Origin of the sequence: Pseudomonas sp. F9001, from assembly GCF_013385435.1 — a bacterium.
Classification (GTDB): Bacteria; Pseudomonadota; Gammaproteobacteria; order Pseudomonadales; family Pseudomonadaceae; genus Aquipseudomonas.
In genome coordinates this window covers 82,349-105,551 of the sequence record NZ_JACAPX010000036.1, presented here as the reverse complement: position 1 = coordinate 105,551, position 23,203 = coordinate 82,349, and the positions used below count along the sequence as shown (strand labels likewise).

Genomic DNA, 23,203 nt, shown 5'->3' with positions numbered 1-23,203 from the left:
TTTGATGACAGGTCGAACCAACCGATTGTGCATAAGCATCTGAGGTTAGCGGCATAACCCGGGCTTTTCAGCGGGCAACCAGCAGGCGACAAAGCGCATTGATATCGTCACAGGCCATGCTTGCGGCTTGGTTATCCAGCGGATCGCTGCCAAAAGCCAGGGCCTCGCTGATCGCCGGATCCCGATGCACCACCTCCAACAGGCTGTCACCCAGGCGCTTCCTGAACACCTCGACCATGTCCAGGCTAAAGCCCGAGGTCTCGTCGAGTTGGTTGATCACGAAGTGGCAACGCAGCGCCGGCCGATCATCAAGGTGTGGCGCCAGCAACTGCTCCATCTGCTCCAGGGTGCCAAGGGAAGCCGCATCCGCCTGGGCGATGACCAGCACCACATCGGCCACGTTCAGTGCCTGATGCAGGTAGACGTTATTACCCGCCGGGGTGTCGATGATCACCGTGTCCTGCTCACCCAAGCCCAGGGCCGACAAATGTTGCGCCAGCCAATGCGGCTCCTGTTTCAGCCAGCGCTGGAGGTCTTCCTGCTGACGGATATCGGTTTCGCCAAACGTGATCACCTGGCAACCGGCAAAGCCTGAATGAAGGATCTGGCTCCAGCGCTCGTTGTGCAGGCTGGTGCGCCCGATGCCGGGCAAGGTATGGCTCAGGCCGAAGTGGTGATAGAGCGCGTTTTGCGGGTCCAGGTCCAGCGCCACCACTGGCTGTCCCAGGCGCTGCAAACCGCTGCTCAGCGCCGTGGCCAGGGTGCTGCGGCCGACGCCGCCATTGACCGAAACCAGCGCTACCACCTTCGCCCGGATGTTCGCGGCTTCGCGGGACTGCTCGTTGGCACAAGGGGAATGTCGGGAGAACGACGCGCCACTGCCCATATTGAGGCTGGCACTGTCGTCGACCGGCATGTCTTCGAAGAACTGCAGCATCGAATCCATCCCTTGAACATCACTGGCAGTCGTCTTATCGAACAACGAAAAAAGATCATCGGTACGGCTCATCGCCAACACTCCCTCACGACGCATCTTAAAGACGTGAAAGGTCAGCTGTACTGATGCTTACCGCAGGTCTTTTTGTGGGCGCCTTTGTGTACGCATTCTGTGACAAAGGAATGAAAGTGTCATTATTTTGGTGTTTCTGAAGAAATCTTTAAGACGAGCGGTAAATGGTCAATTTACTGACTAATCTTTATCGGGTCGTAAGGTGTTTGCAAATCCCGCTCCGGGATCTCCCAGATCAGCAGCTTGGGCGGCGTCTGCTTGAACGCCGGGCTGTCGAAATAAGCCTTGGCGGCGCCTGAAAATTCGCCGCCGTCCTTGCTGAAGTTACCCACCGGAGCGTTCAGGGCTTTTTGCAGGAAACCCACGAAATTCGAATTGCGCGAAAACGAGGTACCGATCAGCGCCACGTTCGGCAGGCCGGCGTCACCAAACAAATCGTCACGGTTACTCGACGCCCCCGGGCCATTCTCATGCGCGGTGCTGGCCGCAACCTGCTCGCCCACCGGCTGTAACTTCGGCGGCAACCAGTCGAGACCGGCCAGGCGCACCAGGTCACCCGGACGCGGTGCGAGCGGTGCCTGGGTAATGTCGAAGGCTTGCTCCGGCGTGGCCTGGATACCGCGCTGCTGGATGCGCAGGGCCACGGCGCGGGCGCCGGCATTCGAGCCGATTTCGCTCCAGTGCGTGTCGGTACGCAGGTAGGCATCCGGGCCGAGGGGTTTCAGGGTGTCGGTCAAATCCAGCACTTCAACGCCCGCCGCTTGCAACAGCGTGCTCCATTGCTGAATCCGGCCATCCAGCACGGTCGGACGATACAAGCCGCAACGCTGGGCAGCGGCGATGCGGGTTTTATCCGGCACCACCATCACTTGCAGATCAATACCGCGCTGGCCGAGCTGCTTTTTCAGGTCGATCACCGCGTCGGCCTTGGTGCGCGCATTGTCTTCGGCGTGGCGGTTGAGCTTCAGTTCATCGCTGATAAACAGCCAGCCCGGGCACCCCTGGCGCACCCGCGGCCCAGTGTCGCCGAACGCCAGCCAACTGGCGCCGCGCTCCAGGTTTGCCGCTTCGATGGCCATCGGTGCCTTGGACAATTCCTTGGCAAACCGATGGGTCACTTCACCGTGCAGCAGCATGTCGCTGTCGACCTTGGGCGGCAGGAAACTCACCGGCCCCTTGACCATCAGCCAGACGCAAGACAACAGCCCCGCCGCCAGGAAAGGCACCAACACCCAGCCCGCCAGGGGGCTGGTGCGGACGGCCAATTCACTCGGTGGGGTCGGCGCGGTAGGGGCGGGCATCGTCAGGCTTCCTTAGAACTGAAAGTACAGAAACGGCACGGCATCGCGGCTGGCAATCAGCGCGAACGACAACACAAACCCGGCCACCGGCCACAGGGATGCGGCCACCACAAACCAGGGCTGCGTACCAAAACGCTGCTCGCAGCGGGTCTGCCAGATCGGCGCGATGATGCACACCAAACCGAGCAACGCGGCCATGCCATGGGCCGGGCGCATGGCCACGGCCAACGCATCACCCAAGGCCATGCCATGCATGCCGAATTGGCCGGCGTACATGGTCAGTGCCGAATGGAAGTCCGGTGCGCGGAACAGCGTCCAGGCCAGGCACACAAACAGCAGCGTCAAGATGTGCGACAGCACCGGCGGAATGCTCGGCAGGCTCGAGCGCGACCACGCCCGGTCAATGCACAACGCGATACCATGGGCCGAACCCCACAACAGGTAGTTCCAACTGTCGCCGCCATGCCACAACCCGGCAATCGCCATGGTCAGGAACAGGTTGCGGTAGGTACGCCATACGCCATCGCGGTTACCGCCGAGGGCGATGTACAGGTAGTCCCGCAGCCAGCTGGACAACGACAAATGCCAGCGCCGCCAGAAGTCCTGGATGCTGCTGGCGAGGTACGGCCGGTTGAAGTTTTCCGGGAAGTGGAAGCCCAGCATCAAGCCCAGGCCGATGGCCATGGCACTGTAGCCGGCGAAGTCGAAAAACAGTTGCAACGAGTACGCCAGGCAGCCGATCCAGGCATCCACCAGGCTCGGGTTTTCCAGGTGGAAGGCGATGTCCACCAACGGCGACAAGGTGTCGGCCACCAGCACTTTCATGCCCATGCCGATCATGAAACGCCGAGCGCCAAGGCTGAAATTCGGCCAGTTGAAATAGCGCTGGTTCAGCTCGCGCCGCACCCAGTCATAACGAATGATCGGGCCCGCAATCGAGTGGCCGAACATCGAGATATAGGTCGCGTAATTAATGAAGCTGCGCTCCACCGGCACGGTGTGCCGATGCACATCCACCAGGTACGAAATCGCCTGCAGCACAATGAACGACAACCCGGCCGGCAACGCCACGCGCTGCCAATCCAGCGGCATCGCGCCGTACCAGGTGATCACCTCACTCACGGTGCCCGCGACGATGTTGGCGTACTTGTACCAACACAGCACCGCGGTGTTGAACACGATCAACGCGATCAACAGCCGCACCCGGCCCTTGCCGTCTTCACGGGAACGGTCCACCAGCAAACCGCCGACCCACGCCACCACGGTCAACACCATGTGCAGGAACAGGAACAGCGGGCTCAACCAGCCGTAGAACAGCCAGCTGCCGATCAACAGGATGACGTTGCGCCAGCCCGGACGGGCCAGCGCATAAATCAACAGGAAGGCCGGCAGGAACAGCGTGAGGAATTCCAGTGAGGCAAAGACCATGGTGGTGTCGGGCCCGATCAGTTAGCGAGCGTGTCGGAGGTAAACAGCAACCTCGAACCGGCGGCCGATGGCAGTGCGAGCACGCTGTAGCGTTCGCCGGCCTTGAGGGTGAAGGTCAGCGGCTGGCCCACCGGCGCGTTGGCGCACTTGAGCTGCACCGACAGTTCCACCGGGTTGATCATGCGGCGCGAAATCGCGCCTTCGGCGACCTTCTTGAACAGCTCGGCTTTTTGCGCCACGGCTTCCAGGCTCGCATCGGCGCAGGCGGCGTCGGCGTTGATAAAGGCCAGCGAGGCCTTCAGTGCGTTGAAGTCATCCGGCTGTTCGTGGATCACCAGCTGGCGCGTGCCGCCCTTGGCGTCCGGCACGGCCACTACGGTGGCGAACTCGCCCGGCGCGACGGTCACGGCCAGCTCGGAATCCTTGCCGCCCTGGCTCAACACACCCTTGATCGGGGTCTTGCCGCCCGACACCGGCAGGTAGTCAGACACCAGTTTATCGCCACCCAACACCAGGCTGGCCTTGGAACCCTGGGGCAGCAATTTCAGCTCGCCGTCGGTGCCGTTGGCCAGGCGCAGGAAGGCCGAATCCTTCTCCGGGCCGGTGGGGTAAAGCGGGATGTCGGCGCTGTAGGCGCTGACGCTGGCGAGCAAGGTCGCCAGGCCCAGGGTGATCCGTTTCATTATTGCGCTCCTTTGCCCACGGCGGCCGGTGGCAACTTCGCCAGGGAGTCGCCGATCGCCTTGGCCCACTTCTGGTAGCCGTCGATGGTGAAGTGCTGGCCGTCGGTGGTGATCCACTGGCCCGGCTTGGAGAAGGTCAGCGAGTCAACGTAGGTGCACGGCGCCACGTTGGTGGCGAGGAACTGCGACATCACCTTGGTGCGCGCATCATCCTTCTTGTACTGCGAACCGACCTTGCCCCACGCCGGCCCGACCCACACGCACTTGGTGCCGGTTTCGGTGATGGCCTTGGTCAGGGAAGTCACGCTTTTCCAGGCCCAGACTTTCGGGAACTGCGGCTCCGGGTACGAGGCCATGGTGTCGGCGATGATGATCACCACCAGGTCCGGCTTGTCCTTGGCGATCAGGTCTTTGATCGGGGTGGTGCTCATGGCGTTCTTGCCGAAAATCTCGGCCTTGCCAACCGGCAGGCGCTCGGCACCGCACTCGACTTTCTTCGGCACGATCCAGTCGGCTGCACCGGCGCCGCACGCGCCGATGGAGTGAACCTTGGCGCCCTGGGCGGTGAGGTTGTCCTGCAGCGGGTTGAGCAGTGAATCAGGAAAGCTCATGTGACTTTCGCCCAATACCAGCAGGGTCAGGCCGGCAATAGCAGAAGCGGAAACAGGCATGGATGACTCCTATCAAATCAATTCGAATAAGGGGAACGGTACGGACTGACCGGCAAGGGCATAGGCCCGCTCAGGTCTTCAAACAAGTAGCGCAGGTAGGCGTTACCGACGTACTGGCGATAGTCCTGGGAGTTGTCGAGACCGACTTCGCCACCCAGGTAAAAGCGCGAGCTGAGGCGGTATTCGGCGGCGGCGTTGAAGCTGTAGCCGATGCCGGTCTTGCTGTCCTTGGCGTATTTCGGATCGCCCCGGGTCGGGTCATTTTGGTAATCGCTATGCCCCGGGAAATAATCGACCGCATCTTGCTCGATATGCTGGATGCCCACCGAACTTTTTATCTGGTAGCTGAACCGATCAAAACTCTGCGCCCAGCGCACCGGCACACCCAGGGAGAAGAAGCGCTGCGGGCTGAAGTAACCGCCCTGGCCGTAGGTGTAGTAACCCTGGTTTTCCTTGAAGCCCATGACCGAACCGCTGATGCCGAGGGTCAGGGTGTCGGTCGGGGTATTGCGCAGGTACCAGTAGATGCCGCTGCCCAGTTCCAGCCGGGTGTTGTCTTCGACGTTGTTGCCCAACAGCTCGTGCAACGAGGCGTAGCCATACACACCGAGCTTCTGGTTGTCGTAGCTCAGGTCGCCACGCCCGCCGTTGGCGGTCACGCCGCCCCATTTCTCGCCGGTACGCTTGTCTTCGGAACCGGCAAAGGAGGTCACACTGTCGGTGACCGGACGCCGCGAAACGTTGACCCCGTAACGGAAGTTGGAGCCCTGGGAGAACGGCCGCGAGACGCTGGCGCCACCGACGATGGTGTCGTACAGAAAGCCCAGCGGGCTCACACCGATGTCGGCCTTGAGGCCTTCATCCGGGTTCTCCACGGCAACGGCCAGACCGACGCCTGTGTCGCTCTGGGAGCCCGCCGGGTTGGCCGTGCCACCGCCAAAGCGTGTGGCAGAGTCGCTCTTCACGCTGCCGGAACTCACATGCACCGGCGTCACGCGCAGCGCAACGTTCAGATCCCCCACCGGCATCCGCGCTTCAAACGGCGCCTCGACGTCAGTGATTTTGCTCAAGCCGCTTTCGCCATTGTTGCTGCGAACGCTCAAGCCCTGCACCAGGTAACCGGTGCGATCCCGCAGGATCGTATCCAGCGCACGACGTGCCGGGCTGAGGTTGGCGGTGTCGAGTGCAGCAATGCTCGACGGTGGCTCGAACGGCTCGTTCCAGTTGTTCGACGCTGGACGCGCGGAGGCTGCCAGGGCATTGTCCGGCACGACATTGGTCGGTGCATCAATCGGCGGCGGCACGGCGCCCGCAACGGTCAGGTCGGTGACCTGGCGACGCTGGCCCGGCAAGCCGACGAAGGGGTTGTAAGGCACGCCCTGGGAGCCGGCCTGAGCCAATTGCGTCTGGCTCTTCTGGCTGTTCTCAATCGCCAACGCCTTGCGCAGCAGTGCAGCGGCTTCGTTGTTCTTGCCCAGCCCCTGATAGATGCGCGCAGCCGAGGTGAGGATCTCGGGGTTACCCGGCTCCAGGGACAGCGCCTTTTCACTGGCGCTTTCCGCCAGGCCACGATCACGGCCTTGCAGCGCGATATCCGCCAGGCCCAGTTGCAGGCGAGCGTTGTTCGGGTTCTGCTGAATCAGCGGCGCATAAAGCTCCATGGCCTTTTTGCTATTGCCGCTGGCCGCGTACATCCGCGCCAGGGCACCTACCGCCATAGCGTCGTTGGGACGCTGGGCAAGGGCCGGCGACAGCATGTCGTAGGCCGCGACCAGGTCGTTTTTCTCACGCAGGGCATCAGCCTGTTTGACCCGGTACAGGTAGATCAAATCGTCGTAACGCTGGCGACCGGTTTCACTCAGCGGCTTGCCCTGCACTTCACGCAGGATGTCGCCCGCCTCGGTGTAGTGGTTGGCCTTGAGCAGCACATTGGCGTACAGCAGTTTCTGGTCGACGGTCGGGTTCGGATTGTTATCCAGAACCTTCTGCATGATATCCAGGCCCTGCTGCGTCGCGCCGACTTCCACATAAGCGGCCGCCAGCACCGCCAGGCGCTCAGGCTTCTGCCGGGTCATGGCTTCACTGCGGCCCAGCAGCGCGAGGGCTTCCGGGCGTTGGCCACGGCGGGCGGTCTCGATGGCGATGTCGGTCTGCTTGTGCAGCGCGATATCGATACCCAGCTCGTTCATGTCAGCGGTACGTTGCCCCGCAGGGATACGCGCGAGGGTCTCTTCAGCCTTTTTCCACTCACCCAGCTCCGCCGACAGCAGCGTGCTGGTGTACAGCGCGTCCGGCTGGTTCGGCTGCTTGGCCAGCAAGCCGTCGATCAAGGCACGGGCGTTGCGAATCTGGCCGTCGCGCAGGTAAATGCGCGCCAGGGCGAAGCGTGTCCACGGGTTTTCCGGGTCGGCATCAAGGGCTTGTTTGTAGGCGGCTTGCGCGGCTTTCAAATCGCCCCGCTGCTCGGCCAGCTTGCCGACCTGGGTAGCGCGCAACGCGGTGATTTTCACACTCGGCGCGAACTTCGCGCGCTCGGCGGGCGACACCGAGTCGATCAGCTTCAAGGCTTCTTCCGGCTGCCCGGATTGGGACAGCACGTTGATCAAGCCGCTCAGCGCGTCCGGGTCGCCAGGATGACGGGCGAGCACTTTGCGGTAGCCGGCTTCGGCGGTGTCGAACTGATTGTCCTGGGCCTGGAAACCCGCCAGTGCCACGGCAGCGCCGGGCTGGCCAGGGTTCAAGCGTTCGGCCTGGGCCACCAGGTCGCGGGCCTGGCTGCCGCGCCCGCCACGCTGGGCGTCACGGGCCTGGTTGAGCAGGTTCCAGTAGCGCACATCATTGAGCGCCGACTGCCATGCCGCGCCACCCGGCAAACGGGTGGCCTGAACCAGGTAGCTTTCAGCCTCGCTGAAGCGCTGCTGCTGTTGACGCAGCACGCCCATGCCGCCGAGGGCATCGACGTCATTGGATTTTTCATTGAGGCGCGCCGCCAATAGCGGCTCGGCGGTTTTCAGGTCGCCGTCATCCAGCGCCTTGAACGCCTTGGTCATCTGCGGATCACGCTGCCAACCGGCGCCGGTCTTGCCTTGGGCAATGCCCTTGTTCATCAGCGCACGGATTTCGCTGTCGTCCGGATGCGCCGCCAGAAACTGCTGGAACAACGGCACCTGGTCGCTCTTCGGCGGGCCGAGCCAGATCAGCGCAAAGCGCCAGGTTTCATCGGCGTTGCCGCCCACGTCGTTGTTCGGGGCCAGCTTGGCCAGGGCGCGGATGCCGTCGGCGCGGGTGGCCGGGTTACGCGCCAGATGCTTGGCCAGGAACAGCGCCACAATCGGGTCGTTCGGCCGCTCGCGAGACAAACGCTGCAAGCCGGCGATGGCCTCGTTCGTGCCCTTGGGCGTGAAGCCCAGGGTGTTGTAATACTCGCGGGCAAGCAGGCCCTGGGGCTGGCGCCCCTGGAAGATCTGGCGATACAGCGCCACCGCTTGTTCGCGCTCTTCTTCAGGCTCGCCGAGTTCACGGGCCTGTTCCAGCAACTTGGCGTTGGCCGGGAGGTTGACGGTGATGTCCTGCTCCAGCAGCAAGGCCTGGCGCGGTACCGGGCTCAGCGCCTGCAGGCGGGCCAGGTACTTTTGCGCTTCGGCCGGACGCTGTTGTTGCACCTGGATCAAGCCGATGCCGTACAGCGCATCCGGCTGTTCGGGGCTCAGGCGCAGCAGTTTCTGCCAGGTCTCTAGGGCGCGTTCCGGGTTCTTTTTCGACTGCCAGTAATAGCCCTGCTCGATCAGCAGGCTTTGCGGGTCAGTGGTTTCGGCAAAGCTGGCGCTGGAAGCCAGGGCCGCCAGAATCGCAATGGCTAGCGTGTGACGGCGCATGCAGACTCCCAGGATAATTTCACCGTGCCGTCTTGTTCGAAACGGTACTTTTGATCAGCGAAGCCCTGGCCGAACAGGCTGAGCATGTAGTCGTAGTAAATCGGCTGGGCGCTGTCCGGGGCCGAAGGCGCGAGCGCCTTGGCAAGGGCGTCGTCGACTTTCTGCTTTTGCAATTGCGCCAGGGCGGTTTCGCCCCGGGCCTGGAAGAAGGCCATGGTGGAGGCCGAGAAACCCGTCGGCGTGTAGCCGTTGTTTTTCTCGACTTCACCGGTCAGCACGTGGACTTTTTCCGGCGGCAAACCGCTGACCGACGCAGCAGTGGCACGGGAAATCCCGCCCAAGGCCTTGAGCATCGGTGCGGCCAGCGGGTCGCTCTTGGCGGTCATGCCGGCCCAGAGGTAAGTGCGGATCGCGTCGTAGCTGCCCAGGTCATCGGAAAACGGGTCGACGATAAACAGCCCGGTGTTCGCGCTGGTGGCGCGGTAACCGACCCAGTTGGCCGCCAGGCCATGGGGATTGCTCGGCAGGTCGGCGAGCATCTTCGCGTTGCTCTCGGCCACTTCGTTCCAGCCGGCGTTCGGGCGTTCTTTTGCAAAGCGGCGCAGTTGCGGCAGTACTTGATAGCTGGGGTTGAAGCGCCACAGGCCACCCGCGTGTGCATAGCCTACCGGCCCCGGCAACAGCATCTTGCCCAGGCCCGGTACGCGCACGATCAGGTTGCGTTCAACGTTGGCCAACACCAATTGCGCGTCGCTGCGGTACTGCGGTGCGTTCCACACGCGCGCGGCTTCGAGCAACGCATAGGCCATCCACAAATCGGCGTCGCTGGCGGAGTTGCTGTCGATCGCGCCCCACTTGCCATCGTCACGCTTGCCCCACAGCCAGGCCGGCAGGTTCTGGCCGATGTCGGCGCCCGCCATGTTGGACTTGGTCCAGGTCCAGAGCTTGTCGAAGGTCGCCCGGTCGTTGCCCACCAGGGCAAAGAACATCGCGTACGACTGCCCTTCCGAGCTGCTTTCCGTCGGCTTCATGGACGAGTTCAACACCCGGCCATCGTCCTGGATAAAGCGCTTGGCATAGTTCTGCCACAGCGGCCAATCGCAGGTCTGTGCCTGGGCGGCACCGGCAAGCAATGTGCTGCCAATCACCGCCAGGATCGCGCTACGCAAAGGGTTCATGCCAACCGCCGTTTTGCACGGGCACGCAGTGCCAGGTAGATCAGGCAGGTCAGCACCAGCAGCCCCAGGAAGGTAATCGCCAGCATCCAGCCCAGGTTCTGGGACAGCTGCCATTGCATGAATTTGAAGTAGTTCAGGTCGCCGACGTAGTACTGCTGGTCCGCGACCAACGAGCTGATCTGCGTGCCCTGCACCACCGCCAGGCTGCCCTGGATCGAGTCTTTGTAGTCGTCACCGCCAATCAGCGCCGAGGTCGCTTCAAGCAGGCCCTGAGGCTGGTTGCTGGCGATCAGCACCACGCTGCGCCCGGCCTTGAGCGGCGATTGGAAGCCGGCGAACCAGGTGCTGTTGCTCAGGCCGCTGAAGGTGATGCCGGCATTGGCCGTATGCTGGTTGGCCGCGGCGTCCGGGCTGATCCAGCTGCGCACATAACGTGGCAGGTCAGACAACAGGAAGTGGTGCTGCAGGCCGTCACTGGTGGCCGGCAGGTATTGCTGCCATTGCTGCAGCAGCGGCTGGTTGCCGCCGGTGGCGAGCACCAGCAGGTCTTTGTCGGCAACGCTTTGCACGTCTTTGGCCTGCACCACTTTGACGGCGGTGGCCGGGTAGCCGGTGGACTCGCCGAAGCGGCCCATCACAGTCAGGTAGGCGCTCAATTCATCGGTGCCGACGTTGTCCGGCATCACCACCGCCGACTCCGAAAGGTCAGCCAGGCGAGTGAACGGGAAGCCGGAATCGTTGAACACGCCGAGGTTCGGCATGGCGATAAAGTGCTGGTAGCTGCTCAGGTCCAGGCTCGAGTCCGGGTCAATCGCACCGCGCATGTTGTCGACGATGATGTCCCGGCATTCGCCTTCCTTGATGTAGTCGTACATGAAGCGCAGTTGCAGCTTGGACTTGGGCGAAGCCGAGCTGATCGGCAACAGGGTCGTCACTTCACGGGGCAGGGTTTCGTCTTTCTTCAGCTGGTCCAGCAGGCTCTGCCCACCGCCCAGGTTGCTCACCGACGGCAACGCGACAGACTTCATGAACTGGTCATTCAGGCCGATCAGCAAGGAGGAGTTGGTGGACACCTGCTGCGGCGTGTAGCGGTATTTGACGTTGAGCGGCACGCCCTCTTCACGCCAGTTGAACAGGTCGGGCGGCAGGCGCAGGTCGACGCTGATCGGGCCCGGGTTGTAGCCGGAGACGTTGAGCTTTTTCAGTTCTACCAGCTCGCCAAGGCGTACCGGACGGTTGCTGGGCAGCCAGTTCGGCGCGTCGTAAGGGCTGCGCGGGGCCAGGGTGTCGAGCCTGGTGATGACCACGCTGTTGCCGGTCAACACCGGGTTGCCCAGCACCACGGCGGTGGCGGCACGCTTGAGTTCGGCGCCATCCCGGCCGGAGACGATCAGCAGCTTGCCATTCGGGTCGTTGGGGTTGGTGATCAGGGTCAGGGTCGGCCCTTTAGGCTCAGGGACCGCCACACCGTGTACGTCCACGGCCTGGGTACTTTGCACCAGCACGATGGCGTTGCCCTTGGCCGGAATCTCGCCAAGGGTCGTCGGGAACGTCGCACCCCGGTAGCTGGCCAAGCCGCCTACCCACGACGACAGCGCGCCGGCAGCTTCCAGCGCGGCGTTGTCCGGCGCGCTGGCAAACACGAACGGCAGGCTGACCTGGCGCGCATCGCGCTTGTCGAAGAACGGCAGCGGCAGCACCGACAGGTCGTCTTTCAAGACGATCGGCTGCACCTGCACTTTCAGCTCACTGCTGTTGCTGATCTTGGCCCACAGACTGCTGTGCAGCGGGTCTTCACAGGACATGGTGTAGTGGCCGATGAACTGCAGGCTCAAGCGGTTGAATTCGGTGATCAGGTGCGCCGGAATCTGCACCAGTTTTTCCTGCTGGATACCTGCGCCCTCTTTGGGCAGCGGCAGGCTGGCGGCGACTTCGTCGTTGACCAGCACGTTGATCTGCGACAGGTCCGCCAGCAGCGCCGGCGAGTAGCTGTACTTGAGCAACAGTTGCGCGCCCTTCACCACTTCATCGGCACGGATGTCGAAGTTGACGCTGTCGGACGCTTCCACGCCTTGCAGGTTCATGGTGTCGCGACGGCCCAGTTGCTTGAGGGTCAGGCTGTAGCCGTCGTCAGTGCTCTGCACCGCAACAGCGGGTGCAGCGGCCTGTGCCTGCGAGCCCAGGCCCAGCAGCGAAGCGATCATCAGCGCGAGCACGCCGCGCGACTGCGGGCGGGCAAATAGTGTGGAAGTCATGGCTTGTCCATCAGCGTATCGAGCGGTTGTGAGGGAGTGCGGCGCAGGGCCAGACGCAATTCATGCAGCGTGGCGCGACCCAGGGTAAACAGGCCGCCGATGCCGATGGCACCGACTTCACGCAGGGCTGACAACGGTGTATCGGGCTGGCCGGCGCCCCAACTCGCGGCCCAGGTGTCGGCGCGGGAAAACGTCAGGCGTACCAGTTCGCTTTGTTGGCGCAGGGACAGTGCATCGAATTGCGCGCCAATCTGCGCGCCCTTGCTGAACACCACCCGCGCCTGGAACAGGCTGTCTTGTCCGTTGCGCGACAGCACCAACTGCAACTGTTCGCCCCGGGCAATCTGGTGCCCGTCGGCGAGGATCAGGCCGAAGCCGTTCTGCGAGAAATCCTGGGTCGTGCCTTTGAGCACACGACCGTCGGCGCAGATCACACTGACCGGCAATTTCGCGCTGACCCGCGGCTCGGAGCGCACTTGCCGCGCTTCGGAAGCCACCGCCACTGCAGCGCTGGTGATGATCAGGTTGTAGAGGGTCCAGGTCAGGTTGATCGCCACGGTGACCGCGGTGGACTCGTCGCCCCAGATCAATTGATACAGACCGAAGCACAGCCCGACCAGGTTCACCGCCAGCAGTACCAGGTACGGCCGGGCGAGTTTCCAGTCGAAGAATTGCTTGTCGATGATCCCGCCCTTGTCGGTGACGTTGAAGCCGCCCGCCTTGGGGTTGACCAGCGCAACCAATACCGGCGGCAGGATGTACCAGGCCAGTACGGTCTCGTAGACCTCGTTCCAGAACGAGTGGCGGAAGCGCCCCTGGATCCGCGAGTTGGTCAGGCTCGAATGCACGAGGTGGGGCAACACATAGGCGACAATCATCAGCGCCGAGGCGTGGAAAATCTGCGCGCCGAAAATCAGGTAGGCCAGCGGCGCGGTGAGAAACACCAGCCGCGGCAAGCCATAGAAGAAGTGCAGCATCGCGTTGGCGTAGCAGATGCGCTGCCCCCACTTCAGGCCTTTGCCCAGCAGCGGATTGTCGGTGCGGAAAATCTGCGCCATGCCCCGCGCCCAACGGATGCGCTGGTTGATGTGGCGTGACAGGCTTTCGGTGGCCAGGCCCGCGGCTTGCGGGATCGCCAGGTAAGCGGTGTTGTAGCCCAAGCGGTTGAGCTTGAGCGCGGTGTGGGCGTCTTCGGTGACGGTCTCGACGGCCACGCCGCCGATTTCCAGCAAGGGCTTGCGGCGGATCACCGCACACGAGCCGCAGAAGAACGTCGCGTTCCACAGGTCGTTGCCGTCCTGCACCAGGCCGTAGAACAACTCGCCCTCGTTGGGCACGGCGCGGAAGGTGTCGAGGTTCTTTTCAAACGGGTCGGGTGAAAAGAAGAAGTGCGGCGTTTGCAGCATCGCCAGCTTGGGGTCCTTGAGGAACCAGCCGAGGCTGACTTGCAGGAAGGAACGGGTCGGCACGTGGTCGGCGTCGAACAGCGCGATGTACTCGCCGTCGGTGACCTTCAACGCTTCATTGAGGTTGCCGGCCTTGGCGTGGAAATTGTTGTCGCGACGGATGTAGTTCACGCCGATCTTGCGGCAGAAATCGCGAAAGTCGTCGCGACGGCCATCGTCGAGCACGTGGACGCGCAACTTGTCCTTGGGCCAGTCCATCGCCTGGGCGGCGAAGATGGTCAGTTTGACGATGCTCAACGCCTCGTTGTAGGTCGGGATGAACACGTCGACCGTGGGCCACTCCGACGGTTCGGTCTTGAGCCACACCGGCTCGCGGCGCAGCGGCCAGGCGGTTTGCACGTAGCCGAAGATCAGCACCACCAGCGCGTACAGCTCGGCGAGCACCAGGCCGTAGCCGAACAGCATGTCGAGCCAGGTTTCAAAACCCAGGGTGGAAGTCAGCCGCCAGTACATGTAGCGCAGCGACGCCACCAGCGACAACACCACCAGCGCGAGGATCGCCATGCGCCCGGGAATCTTGCGCAGCACCAGCACCGCAAGGAAGCACACGGCGGCAAACAGGCATTGGCTATAGAGGTCCAGCGGGGCGCTGACAATGCTCACCAACAGCAAGGTGCCGACCACACAACTGATCACCACCAGCACTTTGCGCAGCGTATCGGGCCAGCGATTGAAGCGCGAAATCGCGGCGTCCAGCCGCTGCTCGGCGCGCCCCGGAGTGTGGGGCGTAGAGGACGTAGTGTCGGTCATGGAAGGTCCGAATCGATGCGTTCGAGCAGCGTGCGGCACAGGGCGTGAATGTCCTGGCAGCCGAGACTGTTGACGGTAGGGTCGAGGGGATCGCGGCCGCAGGCCTGGGCTTCACTGAACACCGGGTCACGGTGGACCGTGCCGAGCAGTGCATCGCCGAGGCGGGCCTTGAACACTTCGGCCATGTCCAGGCTGAAGCGGTGGGCGCCGTCGAGTTGGTTGATCACGTAGTAACGCTGCGGTGGTTTTTCGCACTCAAGGTACGGCGCCAGCACGCTGTCCATCTGGGCCAGGGTGCTGAATGAGGAAACATCCGCCTGCACCGCCACCAACACCACGTCTGCCAGGGCCATGGCCTGGTGCAAGTACACCGTGTTGCCGGCGGGCACGTCGATCACCAACGTGTCCTGGCCATTCAACTGCAAACCGGCCAGGTGCCGGGGCAGCCATTGGGCGTCTTCGCCGAGCCAGCGATTGAGGTTTTTTTGCTGGTCGTTGTTGGTCTCACCGAAGGCCACCAGACGGCAACCGGCAAAGCCGCGCTCAGCCAGGCCTTCCCAAGACTCATTGCTCAAGCTCGTCGCGCCGATGCCGGGCAAATTCAGGCCCAGGCACAAGTGATGACGCAGGGCATTTTGCGGGTCCAGGTCCAGCGCCACGGCCGGGTGGCCTTGACGCTGCAAGCCGCTGGCAATGGCCGCGGTCAGCGTGCTGCGACCGACACCGCCCTTGAGCGAGACCACCACGATCACCTTGGGTGAGGATTGATCCGAGTACACCTCACCGGTCGGCCCTTCGACCACTTCGGGAGGTTGCAGGTGATCGGCTTCGCCCTGGGTCAGCTCTTCGAGCAAACGCAGCAATGGCGCCGACGGCGGCTCATCCAGCGCGACGGTGCAAGCGGTTTGGGCCGGGATGGGCACGGCGTCGAAACGCTCGGCCACCACGTCATCCTCAAGATAATCATGGACGGCGTACATCTCCCGGTAGCCATTTGGATTGGCGCCCAGCTTATTGAATAGTTTTGAAATATCGTCTGCGCGACTCACCCACGGCCCTCCCCGGTTATTACGCTTTAAAGGCGTTAAAAAGGTCAGCCCGTTGGGCTGACCTTGGTTTTTCTAGTTATGTGTTGGCTGGCGGCATTCTGTGATATCAGATTGATGGTGTCAGTATTTTGATGCTTTTTGATGAATTCTTTCCGACGAGCGGCTTAGTGCCGTATTTTTGACTTATTTGGCGAATTTTTATCAATTTCTTTCAGATCAGAAGCTTGCGGAGGCTTCTAACAGTTTTTCTGGCCGCCTGGTCAGGAAAAATTGCTTAGCTGACGAATCAAATTACAACTTAGTCATTAACCGCCAACGTTCCGTAAACCGGGTTAAACGATTCCGCTATTTATATGACGTTTAATATTTCGAAACAGAATACGGTAAGACTCGCCTTATTCAAGGGAAAAACGATGACCGTTATGTCGAAAACATCTAAGAGAAAGACCCTGAGGCACTAATACCTCTAATGGATAAGTTTCTGTATCAAGTTGTATGCAATCCCCTTCTCAACACATGCCGAGGCAAAACGCCGGGGTGCATGACACAGGCCGGATACCTCCCGGGCGCTCAATAGGCTCCAACGCAACACACACCCTATTGAACCTCAGAGGACACCACCATGAACCGCAACACCCTCATCGCCAGCAGCCTGTTTGCCTTGCTCAACGTTGCCGCCTTTTCGGCCCAGGCCAGCCCCAAGCTGGATGTACAGCAAGTACTGTCGACCGTGGACGATGGAGGCGCGGCGTGTGGCGTGGTGAATGCGCGGATGACCTACCTGGATTCCCATGGGCAGAAGCGGGTGTTTGAGTACAAGAAATTTGCCGATTCGTGTAACGAAGGCAGCTAAAAGCTGAACGACAAAACCTGTGGCGAGGGAGCTTGCTCCCGCTGGAGTGCGCAGCGCTCCCACTGTTTTGGGCCTGCTGCGCAGCCCAGCGGGAGCAAGCTCCCTCGCCACAAAATTTCATCTGAAGTTAAAAGGCATTAACCGCGAATACGGTGCTCGGTGAACTCATAATCCTCCTGGCAATCGCCAGTCGGGTCCGCCGCCACACCAGGTGCCGTTCGGTTTGAATCGGCTGGGTTTGCTGCGCATCGCGGACAAACGTGATGGTGAATCGGCCGTCGGGCTTGAGGTTGTTGTTCCAGGACAGGAACTGGCACTTGCCGCTTTCTGCACGCAGGCCTTTCCAGTGATCCAGCGCATGGGATTGGCGGGGTTGGGGTGGCTGAAACGAGGCCGCGCAGAGAAAACCCGGTCGGTTGCAAAAATAGTCAGAATTCAGGGGTTTACAGATGCTTGCCAATCGCTATAATCGTCGCCCTAACACGCCGGTATAGCTCAGTTGGTAGAGCAACTGACTTGTAATCAGTAGGTCCCGGGTTCGACTCCTGGTGCCGGCACCATACAAAACGAAGCCCTCGCAGAAATGCGGGGGCTTTGTTGTTTCTGGGGTGTTCATATTCTGTCTACGCCTGGCGCCCCAACTGAACAAGCCGGTGAGCCTCCAAAAAGACCAATTCCTGTAGCGAAGTCCCGCCTTCAGCGTTTTATGCAGAATTATGGGTAGCCAATAATTATGGCGTATCCATAAAAAGAGCTAATTCATGAGCACATGCCGCTGCGGCCCCGAATTTTCGTACACCCATATCAGCTTGCCTCCCCATCCTCCACCCCGCTAACCTCCCCCAGTCGCTGCAAAATCAGCGGCCGGATGTGGAAGTCCGTACTATGGCTAAAGGCGCTCAAACGCCCATGAACACCTGCCGGCGTTTTTTTTCGCCTGTATTCTTGTGTTATGGCGGCTGTGTGCGGGGCACTTCGGTGCGCCGGGTTCCTTTAGCCCCGGTCTTCCACACCTGCGCACAGCTGCCACCCTCATGTGGAAGTGAGATTGGCAGTTCCTGAATCGCTAAAGGAGCTTCGCCATGTTCAAGGTCACACCCAACCCGCCTCAAGCCCCAATCGACGCCAAGCTTCATGCCGCCGCACAGCGGGCGATTGATCATTACTTGCACCCATCAGACGATGCAGAACCTGCGGCGCGTCCAGGCAGTAATCTGTTCTCCGTTTCGCCCGATGTGGATACCGAAACGCTGCTGGCCAATGCCGCAGAAACCCTCTCATCAGCCAACGAGATGGTCTCGAATCTGGCATTTGAGTTGGAAGGATCACAAAGGGCAGTGGCATTGGGGATTCAGCAACTGATTGAGTTGAGTTCAATGCTGGTAGATCGAGCGTTGGAACAAGTCGCGCCTGCAACCCGTTAATTTCGACAGGCCAACAAAAAACGCCCCGAACCATCACGGTCCGGGGCGTTTTTCGTTCAACCGCTTCGCTTAGTGCCCAGCACTCTGCCCACCGTCCACATGCAGAATTTCCCCAGTCACAAACCCAGCCGATTCCAGGTACACAATCGCCTGCGCAATATCCCGCGCTTCACCCATATGCCCCACCGGATGCAGGCTGCCCAACGCCGCATGCGTCTCTTCCCCATGCATCGGCGTCTTGATAATCCCAGGGCTCACCGCATTCACGCGAATCCCGCGCTTGGCGTATTCAATCGCCAGCGATTTGGTCGCCGAGTTCAGCCCGCCTTTGGTCAGCGATGCCAGCACCGACGGCACGCCATCAATCGCGTGGTCCACCAAACTGGTGGTGATGTTGACGATGTGCCCAGCGCCCTGTTTCAGCATCTCGGTAATCGCCAGTTGGGTGATGTAGAAGAACCCGTTCAGGTTCACCGCCAACACGTTTACGTAGTCTTCGTGGGTGTAGCTGGTGAACGGTTTGGCAACGAAGATCCCGGCGTTGTTGATCAGGCTGTCGATGCGGCCAAAACGCGCTACGCCTTCGCGGATGACGCGCTCGGCGGTGGCCGGGTCGGCGATGTCGCCGGCCACGGTGAGGATGTCCGGATCCGTCGACGGTTTGATCGAACGGGAGGTGGCAACCACGCGGTAATCCAGCTCGCGGTAAGCCTTCACTGCAGCAGCGCCCAGGCCTTGGGATGCGCCGGTGATCACAACGACTTTTTTCGAATTGCTCATGATGAAACCTCTATAGGGAAAATGGGATGGTTCAAGCAGCCGCGGCGGACATTTCCCGCAGCATCTGTTCGTAGTAACTGACGGATTGCGACCCGGAGACCAGCTGACGGCCATTGAGGACCATGGCCGGTACGGAGTTGATGCCGTGCTCGCGGTAGAACGCTTCCAGCTCGCGCACTTCATTGGCGTAGGCGGTAGAGCCCAGCACCCGTCGTGCGCCTTCAATATCCAGCCCGGCTTCGGCGGCCAGACGCGCCAGGGTTTCGTGATCGCTGACGTTCTGGCCATCGCTGAAATACCCGCGCAACAGCGCCTTTTTCAACTCGAGCTGGCGCCCTTGCTGCAAAGCCCAAAACAGCAACCGATGGGCGTCGAAGGTGTTGTAGAAGTGGCTGCGCTTTTCCAGGTCGAAGGTGAAGCCGATGGCCGCGCCGCGCTCCATCAGCATCCTTTTGCCGCTGGCAACTTCCTCGGCGCTGCGCCCGTATTTGCGCATCATGTGGGCGACGGCGTTTTCGCCTTCGGCCGGCATGTCGGGGTTGAGTTCGAAGGGTTTGTAGGTCAGTTCAACCTTCACTTCGCCCGCCAGGTTGTCGATGGCTTGTTCCAGGGCGGTGGCGCCGAGGGCGCACCATGGGCAGACCACGTCGGAGATGAAGTCGATGGTGACGGGCGTGCTCATGACGGATTTTCCGCGAGCTGTTTGCGGTACTGGGTGGTGGTGATGCCAGCGTAGCCCCAGTTATCGGTGTCGACTTCTTCGATGACGATGTGGGTCAGGTCGGGGCGTTTGTTGAGGACGCGTTCGAGGGTTTCGGTGATCTCGGCAATGACCTGGGCTTTCTGCTCCGAGGTAACGCCGTCGCGGGTGATACGTACGCTGACAAATGGCATGACAAGGCTCCAGTGACTTGCCCATCGACATGGTGGGCAGGCAGTGAGGCCAATTTAAGAGGTTGCTTGAGGTGGATAAAGGTGGGGCGGAGTACTTCATTAGTGATGCTATGTAATCAATCGAGACGTCCGGCGCTGCGTTTTTTTTACTGCTCCCTGGAATAACCGCCCTCCCCGCGCGTCTTGCCTACAGGCTTAAGGCAGGCTGCAAACGCCTTGAGTGCTGGCCGATAACCCCTCACTTACGGACGTGCCCCACATGCTTAAATCCACATTCAAAACCCTGTTGCTGCCTACGCTCATGGCCGCCGCGATGCTCTCCGGCCAGGCCTATGCCGCCACCCCGGCGCTATCGGACACCACCGTGGTGCTGGTGCACGGCGCCTTTGCCGATGGCTCCAGCTGGAACAAGGTGATTCCGCTGTTGCAGGCCAAAGGCTTGAAGGTGGTGGCGGTGCAAAACCCGCTGACGTCCCTGGCCGATGATGTGGCCGCCGCCCAGCGGGTGATTGATGCCCAGAGTGGGCGAGTGGTTCTGGTGGGCCATTCGTGGGCCGGCAGTGTGATCACACAGGGCGGCACCAGCGACAAGGTCAAGGCACTGGTTTATGTGGCCGCGTTCGCGCCGTCCGAGGGCCAGAGCTCTGCCGAGTCCGAGAAAGGCTACCCAACCCCGCCGGGTATCGAGACCATCAGTGCCGACGCTTCCGGCTACCTGTATTTGCCCGCCGCGTCCGTGGCGAAAAACTTCGCCCAGGACTTGCCTGCCGACCAGGCCAACCTGATTGCCGTGACCCAGGGGCCGATTCTGGGCAAGGCGTTCGACGATAAAATCACGGTCGCCGCCTGGAAAACCAAACCCAACTATTACATCGTCGCCGCCAAGGACCGCATGATCGACCCGGGCCTGGAGCAGGCCTACGCGAAGAAAATCAATGCCACCACCACCGTGGTGCAAACCAGCCATGTGCCGATGCTGTCGCAGCCGCAAAAGGTCGCAGATGTGATCATCGCAGCCGCCAGCAAGCGCTGATCGCAGGCATAAAAAAACCCCGAACCAGTCGGGGTTTTTTATCGCCTTGAATCAGGCGCGACGCCGAATCAATTAGAAAACGTTGATTGGGTAGTCGGCGAACAGGCGGATCTCGTTACCACCCACGTTGTAGTTGCTGGCGTTGTTGGAAACGCGCAACCACGACGCACGGGCACGCAGGCTCAGGTCTTTGGCCGGGCCGCTCTGCACTACGTATTTGAACTGGTTGAAGATTTCGCGTTCGGTGCCACTGCCGCGGTTGGAACCGTCGTCAATGTTGGTGCCGCGCACGTAGGCGATGTTGTAGGTCAGGCCAGGCACGCCGAAGGCGCTGAAGTCCAGGCCGTAGCCTGCTTGCCAGGAGCGCTCGTCCTTGCCGTTGAAGTCAGACCAGTAGGAGTTGGCCAGCAGGATGGTGTTGCCACCGTCGCCGATGCCGCCTGCGTTGCGGTAGCCGCCGTACAGGTAACCGGTGTCACCGGTGCTGCGCTGGTGAGCCACGGTGAAGCTGTGCGGGCCAACGGCCCACGTGGCGCCCAGGCTCCAGATTTTGTTGTCGCGAGCGTCGGCGTCACCTTGGTTTTCCAGGGCGAAGCTACGGTCGAGCTTGGTCTTGTAGCCGTTGAAGTCGAAGGTCAACGATTGCTTCTCTGGCAGGGCCAGCACGTAGTTGACGTTGACGTATTGCTTCTTCAGCACGTCCTGCATGTTGGAAGCGTAGAGCGCTGCCGACAGGCTTTCGGTGAATTTGTAGCTACCGCCGATGTAGTCGATGCTTTTCAGCGCGCCACTGTCGGAACCCTCGGCGCTCTTGCGAGCTTCCTTGGTGAAGTGACCAGCGTCCAGTTGCAGGCCGGCGATTTCCTTGGAGACGATCGAGGTACCGGTATAGGTTTCGGACAACAGGCGGGAGTTGTCGTATTCCAGGACCGGCACGGCTGGCATCTGATCACCGTACTTGATCACGGTGTTGGAGATGCGTGCCTTGACGGCAGCGCCGCCCTTGGCCAGGTCGTTGGCCGCTTCGCCGCTGTCGCCTTGCTTGAAGAAGTCGATACCGCCAGCGCCGCTGCGACCTTTACCACCATCCAGGCGAATGGCGTATTGGCCGATCACGTCCACACCCACACCAACGGTGCCTTGGGTGAAACCGGATTCGAACTTGCCGATAAAGCCCTGGCCCCATTCGGCTTTGTCTTGCTTGCCGTTTTTGTAGTCGCGGCTGATGTAAGCGTTGCGTGCCGCGATGTTCAGGTGGCTGTCTTCAACAAAACCCTTCGATTGGGATTGGTCGTCAGCCATTGCTTGCGTAGCGCTCAAAATCCCCAGAGCGATCAGCCCCATCCGTTGCTTCAACATTTTCTTATATTCCTTATTGCTGGTTGAGTACGCGCTGTGACACCAGGCTCCGTGTTGCTTTTCTGGTGTCGACTTTCCCAGATAAAAAAAGGCCCGCGGACGACGTGAAATGCCGCGGGCCTTTTTTTATTGGGGAAGTCATGGCGGTTAGCCACAGGCGTTGGGGCGAATCCTATCCGCGCCCTTTACTGTGTGTCAATTTCGTGAATCTTCTGTATTTAGGCTAAAAAAGTCTAAGAAACATTAAATAGCCATCATTGCGCAAGGCTCTATCAAGCGCTTCCTGGATCTGCACACCCTTGCAGGCCACACATTGGTGCACTCGATTGGGTGGGTTGAATCGAAATTGCGACTCTTTGTCTCAGCCACTCAACGAAGGCTTCTGGCTTGCCCAACCAGGGGCTGATATCGAGCAATTGCAGCTGCCCATTCTGCTCCAGGGCCAGCGTGGGGAAGCCCTGGCCACCGACATTTGCCAGCCATTGGCGGCTGTCATTGATGTGCGCTTGAGTTGCTGCGCCAAGGATTTCACTGAAAGCGGCGGTGAAGGCTTGGGGATCCAAACCGATGGATTCGGCCAGGGTCAGCAGCACGTCCTTATCGGCAATTCGGCGACCTTCGACGTAGTGCGCCGTTTGCAAACGCGCCAATAATTCCAGCCCGCGACCGGCGATTTTTTCTGCGGCCAGCACGGCGCTGGTCGGCGGGGCTGAATCGAACACCGCACCGTGGTCCCGCAACAAACCTTCGAAATACGCCTCGCCAAACGGTTGCCCGGTGTACTCGGCGATGCGCCGATCATGGGGCATTACGTAGTCACGCAACTGCGGCGATACGGATTGGCGATTCGCGCCGGTCATCATGCCGCCGCCGTGCAACTGGATCGGTAACACGCTCCGGGCGGCGCTCAGCAGCGGCTCGGCGCCGTAACACCAACCGCACAGCGGGTCGTAAATGTAGTGAAGTGTGGCTGCCGACATGACGGGCTCCGATGGATGTTGATGACCGGCAGATTAGTCTTACGCACAATTGGGAAAAACCCCGGATCGGCTTTCAGACTGTTTCGAGAATCGGTCGAATACCCTTGAAAAACATACGCCGTAACATTTTTCAGAAAGGTCCGCCCAGGAATAGATAACCTGCGCAAATAGTAAGCATTACCATTAACGCGCTTTTATTCTGCCAACCTTTTTGG

18 protein-coding genes and 1 tRNA gene are annotated in these 23,203 nt (G+C 61.0%); 4 read left to right on the top strand and 15 right to left on the bottom strand.

What is annotated here, in order from left to right; all coding sequences use genetic code 11:
- Nucleotides 1-67: 67 nt before the first annotated feature.
- The 10 genes from bcsQ (HX818_RS26845) to bcsQ (HX818_RS26800) all read right to left on the bottom strand — a co-directional run bounded on the left by bcsQ (HX818_RS26845) (nt 68) and on the right by bcsQ (HX818_RS26800) (nt 15,596).
- Nucleotides 68-1,009: a cellulose biosynthesis protein BcsQ gene (gene bcsQ, locus HX818_RS26845; RefSeq protein WP_177021036.1), complete on the bottom strand. Its 942-nt coding sequence runs from the start codon at nt 1,007-1,009 to the stop codon at nt 68-70.
- Nucleotides 1,010-1,182: 173 nt separating this feature from the next.
- Nucleotides 1,183-2,310 (bottom strand): cell division protein FtsQ, encoded by a 1,128-nt coding sequence (locus HX818_RS26840; RefSeq protein WP_177021035.1) that lies wholly within the window; start codon nt 2,308-2,310, stop codon nt 1,183-1,185.
- 12 nt (nt 2,311-2,322) lie between these two features.
- Nucleotides 2,323-3,738, bottom strand: coding sequence for an MBOAT family protein (locus tag HX818_RS26835; RefSeq protein ID WP_003218070.1), 1,416 nt, complete (start codon nt 3,736-3,738; stop codon nt 2,323-2,325).
- Between the two features lie 17 nt (nt 3,739-3,755).
- On the bottom strand, nt 3,756-4,421 hold the full coding sequence (locus HX818_RS26830; protein ID WP_008435711.1) for an alginate O-acetyltransferase AlgF: 666 nt from the start codon (nt 4,419-4,421) through the stop codon (nt 3,756-3,758).
- Nucleotides 4,421-5,092: an SGNH/GDSL hydrolase family protein gene (locus tag HX818_RS26825; RefSeq protein ID WP_003218072.1), complete on the bottom strand. Its 672-nt coding sequence runs from the start codon at nt 5,090-5,092 to the stop codon at nt 4,421-4,423. The genes HX818_RS26830 and HX818_RS26825 overlap by 1 nt, the downstream gene beginning before the upstream one ends.
- A gap of 17 nt (nt 5,093-5,109) precedes the next feature.
- Nucleotides 5,110-8,967, bottom strand: coding sequence for a cellulose biosynthesis protein BcsC (locus HX818_RS26820; RefSeq protein ID WP_177021034.1), 3,858 nt, complete (start codon nt 8,965-8,967; stop codon nt 5,110-5,112).
- Nucleotides 8,949-10,145, bottom strand: coding sequence for a cellulose synthase complex periplasmic endoglucanase BcsZ (bcsZ, locus tag HX818_RS26815; protein ID WP_177009278.1), 1,197 nt, complete (start codon nt 10,143-10,145; stop codon nt 8,949-8,951). Before bcsZ ends, HX818_RS26820 begins: the two co-directional genes overlap by 19 nt.
- Nucleotides 10,142-12,400, bottom strand: a complete 2,259-nt coding sequence (bcsB, locus tag HX818_RS26810) for a cellulose biosynthesis cyclic di-GMP-binding regulatory protein BcsB (RefSeq protein ID WP_008435714.1) — start codon at nt 12,398-12,400, stop codon at nt 10,142-10,144. Before bcsB ends, bcsZ begins: the two co-directional genes overlap by 4 nt.
- Nucleotides 12,397-14,616 (bottom strand): UDP-forming cellulose synthase catalytic subunit, encoded by a 2,220-nt coding sequence (gene bcsA / locus HX818_RS26805; RefSeq protein WP_177021033.1) that lies wholly within the window; start codon nt 14,614-14,616, stop codon nt 12,397-12,399. The genes bcsB and bcsA overlap by 4 nt, the downstream gene beginning before the upstream one ends.
- Complete coding sequence (gene bcsQ / locus HX818_RS26800) at nt 14,613-15,596, bottom strand: cellulose biosynthesis protein BcsQ (RefSeq protein WP_177021032.1); 984 nt, start codon at nt 15,594-15,596, stop codon at nt 14,613-14,615. The genes bcsA and bcsQ (HX818_RS26800) overlap by 4 nt, the downstream gene beginning before the upstream one ends.
- A 691-nt stretch (nt 15,597-16,287) precedes the next feature.
- Between bcsQ (HX818_RS26800) and HX818_RS26795 the strand changes: the two genes are divergently transcribed.
- From HX818_RS26795 to HX818_RS26785, 3 genes are all read left to right on the top strand, one after another.
- Nucleotides 16,288-16,518, top strand: coding sequence for a DUF2790 domain-containing protein (locus HX818_RS26795; protein WP_003218078.1), 231 nt, complete (start codon nt 16,288-16,290; stop codon nt 16,516-16,518).
- A gap of 484 nt (nt 16,519-17,002) precedes the next feature.
- A tRNA-Thr gene (locus HX818_RS26790) sits at nt 17,003-17,078 on the top strand.
- 522 nt (nt 17,079-17,600) lie between these two features.
- Nucleotides 17,601-17,942: a DUF6124 family protein gene (locus HX818_RS26785; protein ID WP_003218106.1), complete on the top strand. Its 342-nt coding sequence runs from the start codon at nt 17,601-17,603 to the stop codon at nt 17,940-17,942.
- A 69-nt stretch (nt 17,943-18,011) separates the two neighbouring features.
- Here the strand turns inward: HX818_RS26785 and HX818_RS26780 are convergent, their stop codons facing one another.
- The 3 genes from HX818_RS26780 to HX818_RS26770 are packed head-to-tail and all read right to left on the bottom strand — an operon-like array spanning nt 18,012 to nt 19,616.
- Nucleotides 18,012-18,722 (bottom strand): SDR family NAD(P)-dependent oxidoreductase, encoded by a 711-nt coding sequence (locus tag HX818_RS26780; RefSeq protein ID WP_003218108.1) that lies wholly within the window; start codon nt 18,720-18,722, stop codon nt 18,012-18,014.
- A 31-nt stretch (nt 18,723-18,753) separates the two neighbouring features.
- Nucleotides 18,754-19,404 (bottom strand): DsbA family oxidoreductase, encoded by a 651-nt coding sequence (locus tag HX818_RS26775; protein WP_177021031.1) that lies wholly within the window; start codon nt 19,402-19,404, stop codon nt 18,754-18,756.
- Nucleotides 19,401-19,616, bottom strand: coding sequence for a 4-oxalocrotonate tautomerase family protein (locus HX818_RS26770; protein ID WP_003218111.1), 216 nt, complete (start codon nt 19,614-19,616; stop codon nt 19,401-19,403). The genes HX818_RS26775 and HX818_RS26770 overlap by 4 nt, the downstream gene beginning before the upstream one ends.
- A 259-nt stretch (nt 19,617-19,875) precedes the next feature.
- On the opposite strand from HX818_RS26770, the gene HX818_RS26765 reads away from it, so the two are divergent.
- Entirely contained in the window at nt 19,876-20,649 is a 774-nt protein-coding gene (locus HX818_RS26765; RefSeq protein ID WP_177021030.1) for an alpha/beta fold hydrolase, read from the top strand.
- 72 nt (nt 20,650-20,721) lie between these two features.
- Here HX818_RS26765 and HX818_RS26760 read toward each other — a convergent pair whose 3' ends face one another.
- Together HX818_RS26760 and HX818_RS26755 are read right to left on the bottom strand one after the other, a co-directional pair.
- The gene (locus HX818_RS26760; RefSeq protein WP_003218115.1) at nt 20,722-22,008 is read right to left on the bottom strand and encodes an OprD family porin; all 1,287 of its coding nucleotides are present in this window, start codon (nt 22,006-22,008) and stop codon (nt 20,722-20,724) included.
- Nucleotides 22,009-22,280: 272 nt separating this feature from the next.
- Nucleotides 22,281-22,988 carry a DsbA family protein gene (locus tag HX818_RS26755; protein WP_177021029.1) on the bottom strand — a complete coding sequence of 236 codons (708 nt, stop codon included), beginning with the start codon at nt 22,986-22,988 and terminating at the stop codon, nt 22,281-22,283.
- Between the last annotated feature and the right edge of the window lie 215 nt (nt 22,989-23,203).

What these genes read in the sequence shown, in the direction of transcription:
- bcsQ (WP_177021036.1), bottom strand. Translation starts at nt 1,009, where the DNA reads ATGAGCCGTACCGATGATCTTTTTTCGTTGTTCGATAAGACGACTGCC.
- HX818_RS26840 (WP_177021035.1), bottom strand. Translation starts at nt 2,310, where the DNA reads ATGCCCGCCCCTACCGCGCCGACCCCACCGAGTGAATTGGCCGTCCGC.
- HX818_RS26835 (WP_003218070.1), bottom strand. Translation starts at nt 3,738, where the DNA reads ATGGTCTTTGCCTCACTGGAATTCCTCACGCTGTTCCTGCCGGCCTTC.
- HX818_RS26830 (WP_008435711.1), bottom strand. Translation starts at nt 4,421, where the DNA reads ATGAAACGGATCACCCTGGGCCTGGCGACCTTGCTCGCCAGCGTCAGC.
- HX818_RS26825 (WP_003218072.1), bottom strand. Translation starts at nt 5,092, where the DNA reads ATGCCTGTTTCCGCTTCTGCTATTGCCGGCCTGACCCTGCTGGTATTG.
- HX818_RS26820 (WP_177021034.1), bottom strand. Translation starts at nt 8,967, where the DNA reads ATGCGCCGTCACACGCTAGCCATTGCGATTCTGGCGGCCCTGGCTTCC.
- bcsZ (WP_177009278.1), bottom strand. Translation starts at nt 10,145, where the DNA reads ATGAACCCTTTGCGTAGCGCGATCCTGGCGGTGATTGGCAGCACATTG.
- bcsB (WP_008435714.1), bottom strand. Translation starts at nt 12,400, where the DNA reads ATGACTTCCACACTATTTGCCCGCCCGCAGTCGCGCGGCGTGCTCGCG.
- bcsA (WP_177021033.1), bottom strand. Translation starts at nt 14,616, where the DNA reads ATGACCGACACTACGTCCTCTACGCCCCACACTCCGGGGCGCGCCGAG.
- bcsQ (WP_177021032.1), bottom strand. Translation starts at nt 15,596, where the DNA reads ATGTACGCCGTCCATGATTATCTTGAGGATGACGTGGTGGCCGAGCGT.
- HX818_RS26795 (WP_003218078.1), top strand. Translation starts at nt 16,288, where the DNA reads ATGAACCGCAACACCCTCATCGCCAGCAGCCTGTTTGCCTTGCTCAAC.
- HX818_RS26785 (WP_003218106.1), top strand. Translation starts at nt 17,601, where the DNA reads ATGTTCAAGGTCACACCCAACCCGCCTCAAGCCCCAATCGACGCCAAG.
- HX818_RS26780 (WP_003218108.1), bottom strand. Translation starts at nt 18,722, where the DNA reads ATGAGCAATTCGAAAAAAGTCGTTGTGATCACCGGCGCATCCCAAGGC.
- HX818_RS26775 (WP_177021031.1), bottom strand. Translation starts at nt 19,404, where the DNA reads ATGAGCACGCCCGTCACCATCGACTTCATCTCCGACGTGGTCTGCCCA.
- HX818_RS26770 (WP_003218111.1), bottom strand. Translation starts at nt 19,616, where the DNA reads ATGCCATTTGTCAGCGTACGTATCACCCGCGACGGCGTTACCTCGGAG.
- HX818_RS26765 (WP_177021030.1), top strand. Translation starts at nt 19,876, where the DNA reads ATGCTTAAATCCACATTCAAAACCCTGTTGCTGCCTACGCTCATGGCC.
- HX818_RS26760 (WP_003218115.1), bottom strand. Translation starts at nt 22,008, where the DNA reads ATGTTGAAGCAACGGATGGGGCTGATCGCTCTGGGGATTTTGAGCGCT.
- HX818_RS26755 (WP_177021029.1), bottom strand. Translation starts at nt 22,988, where the DNA reads ATGTCGGCAGCCACACTTCACTACATTTACGACCCGCTGTGCGGTTGG.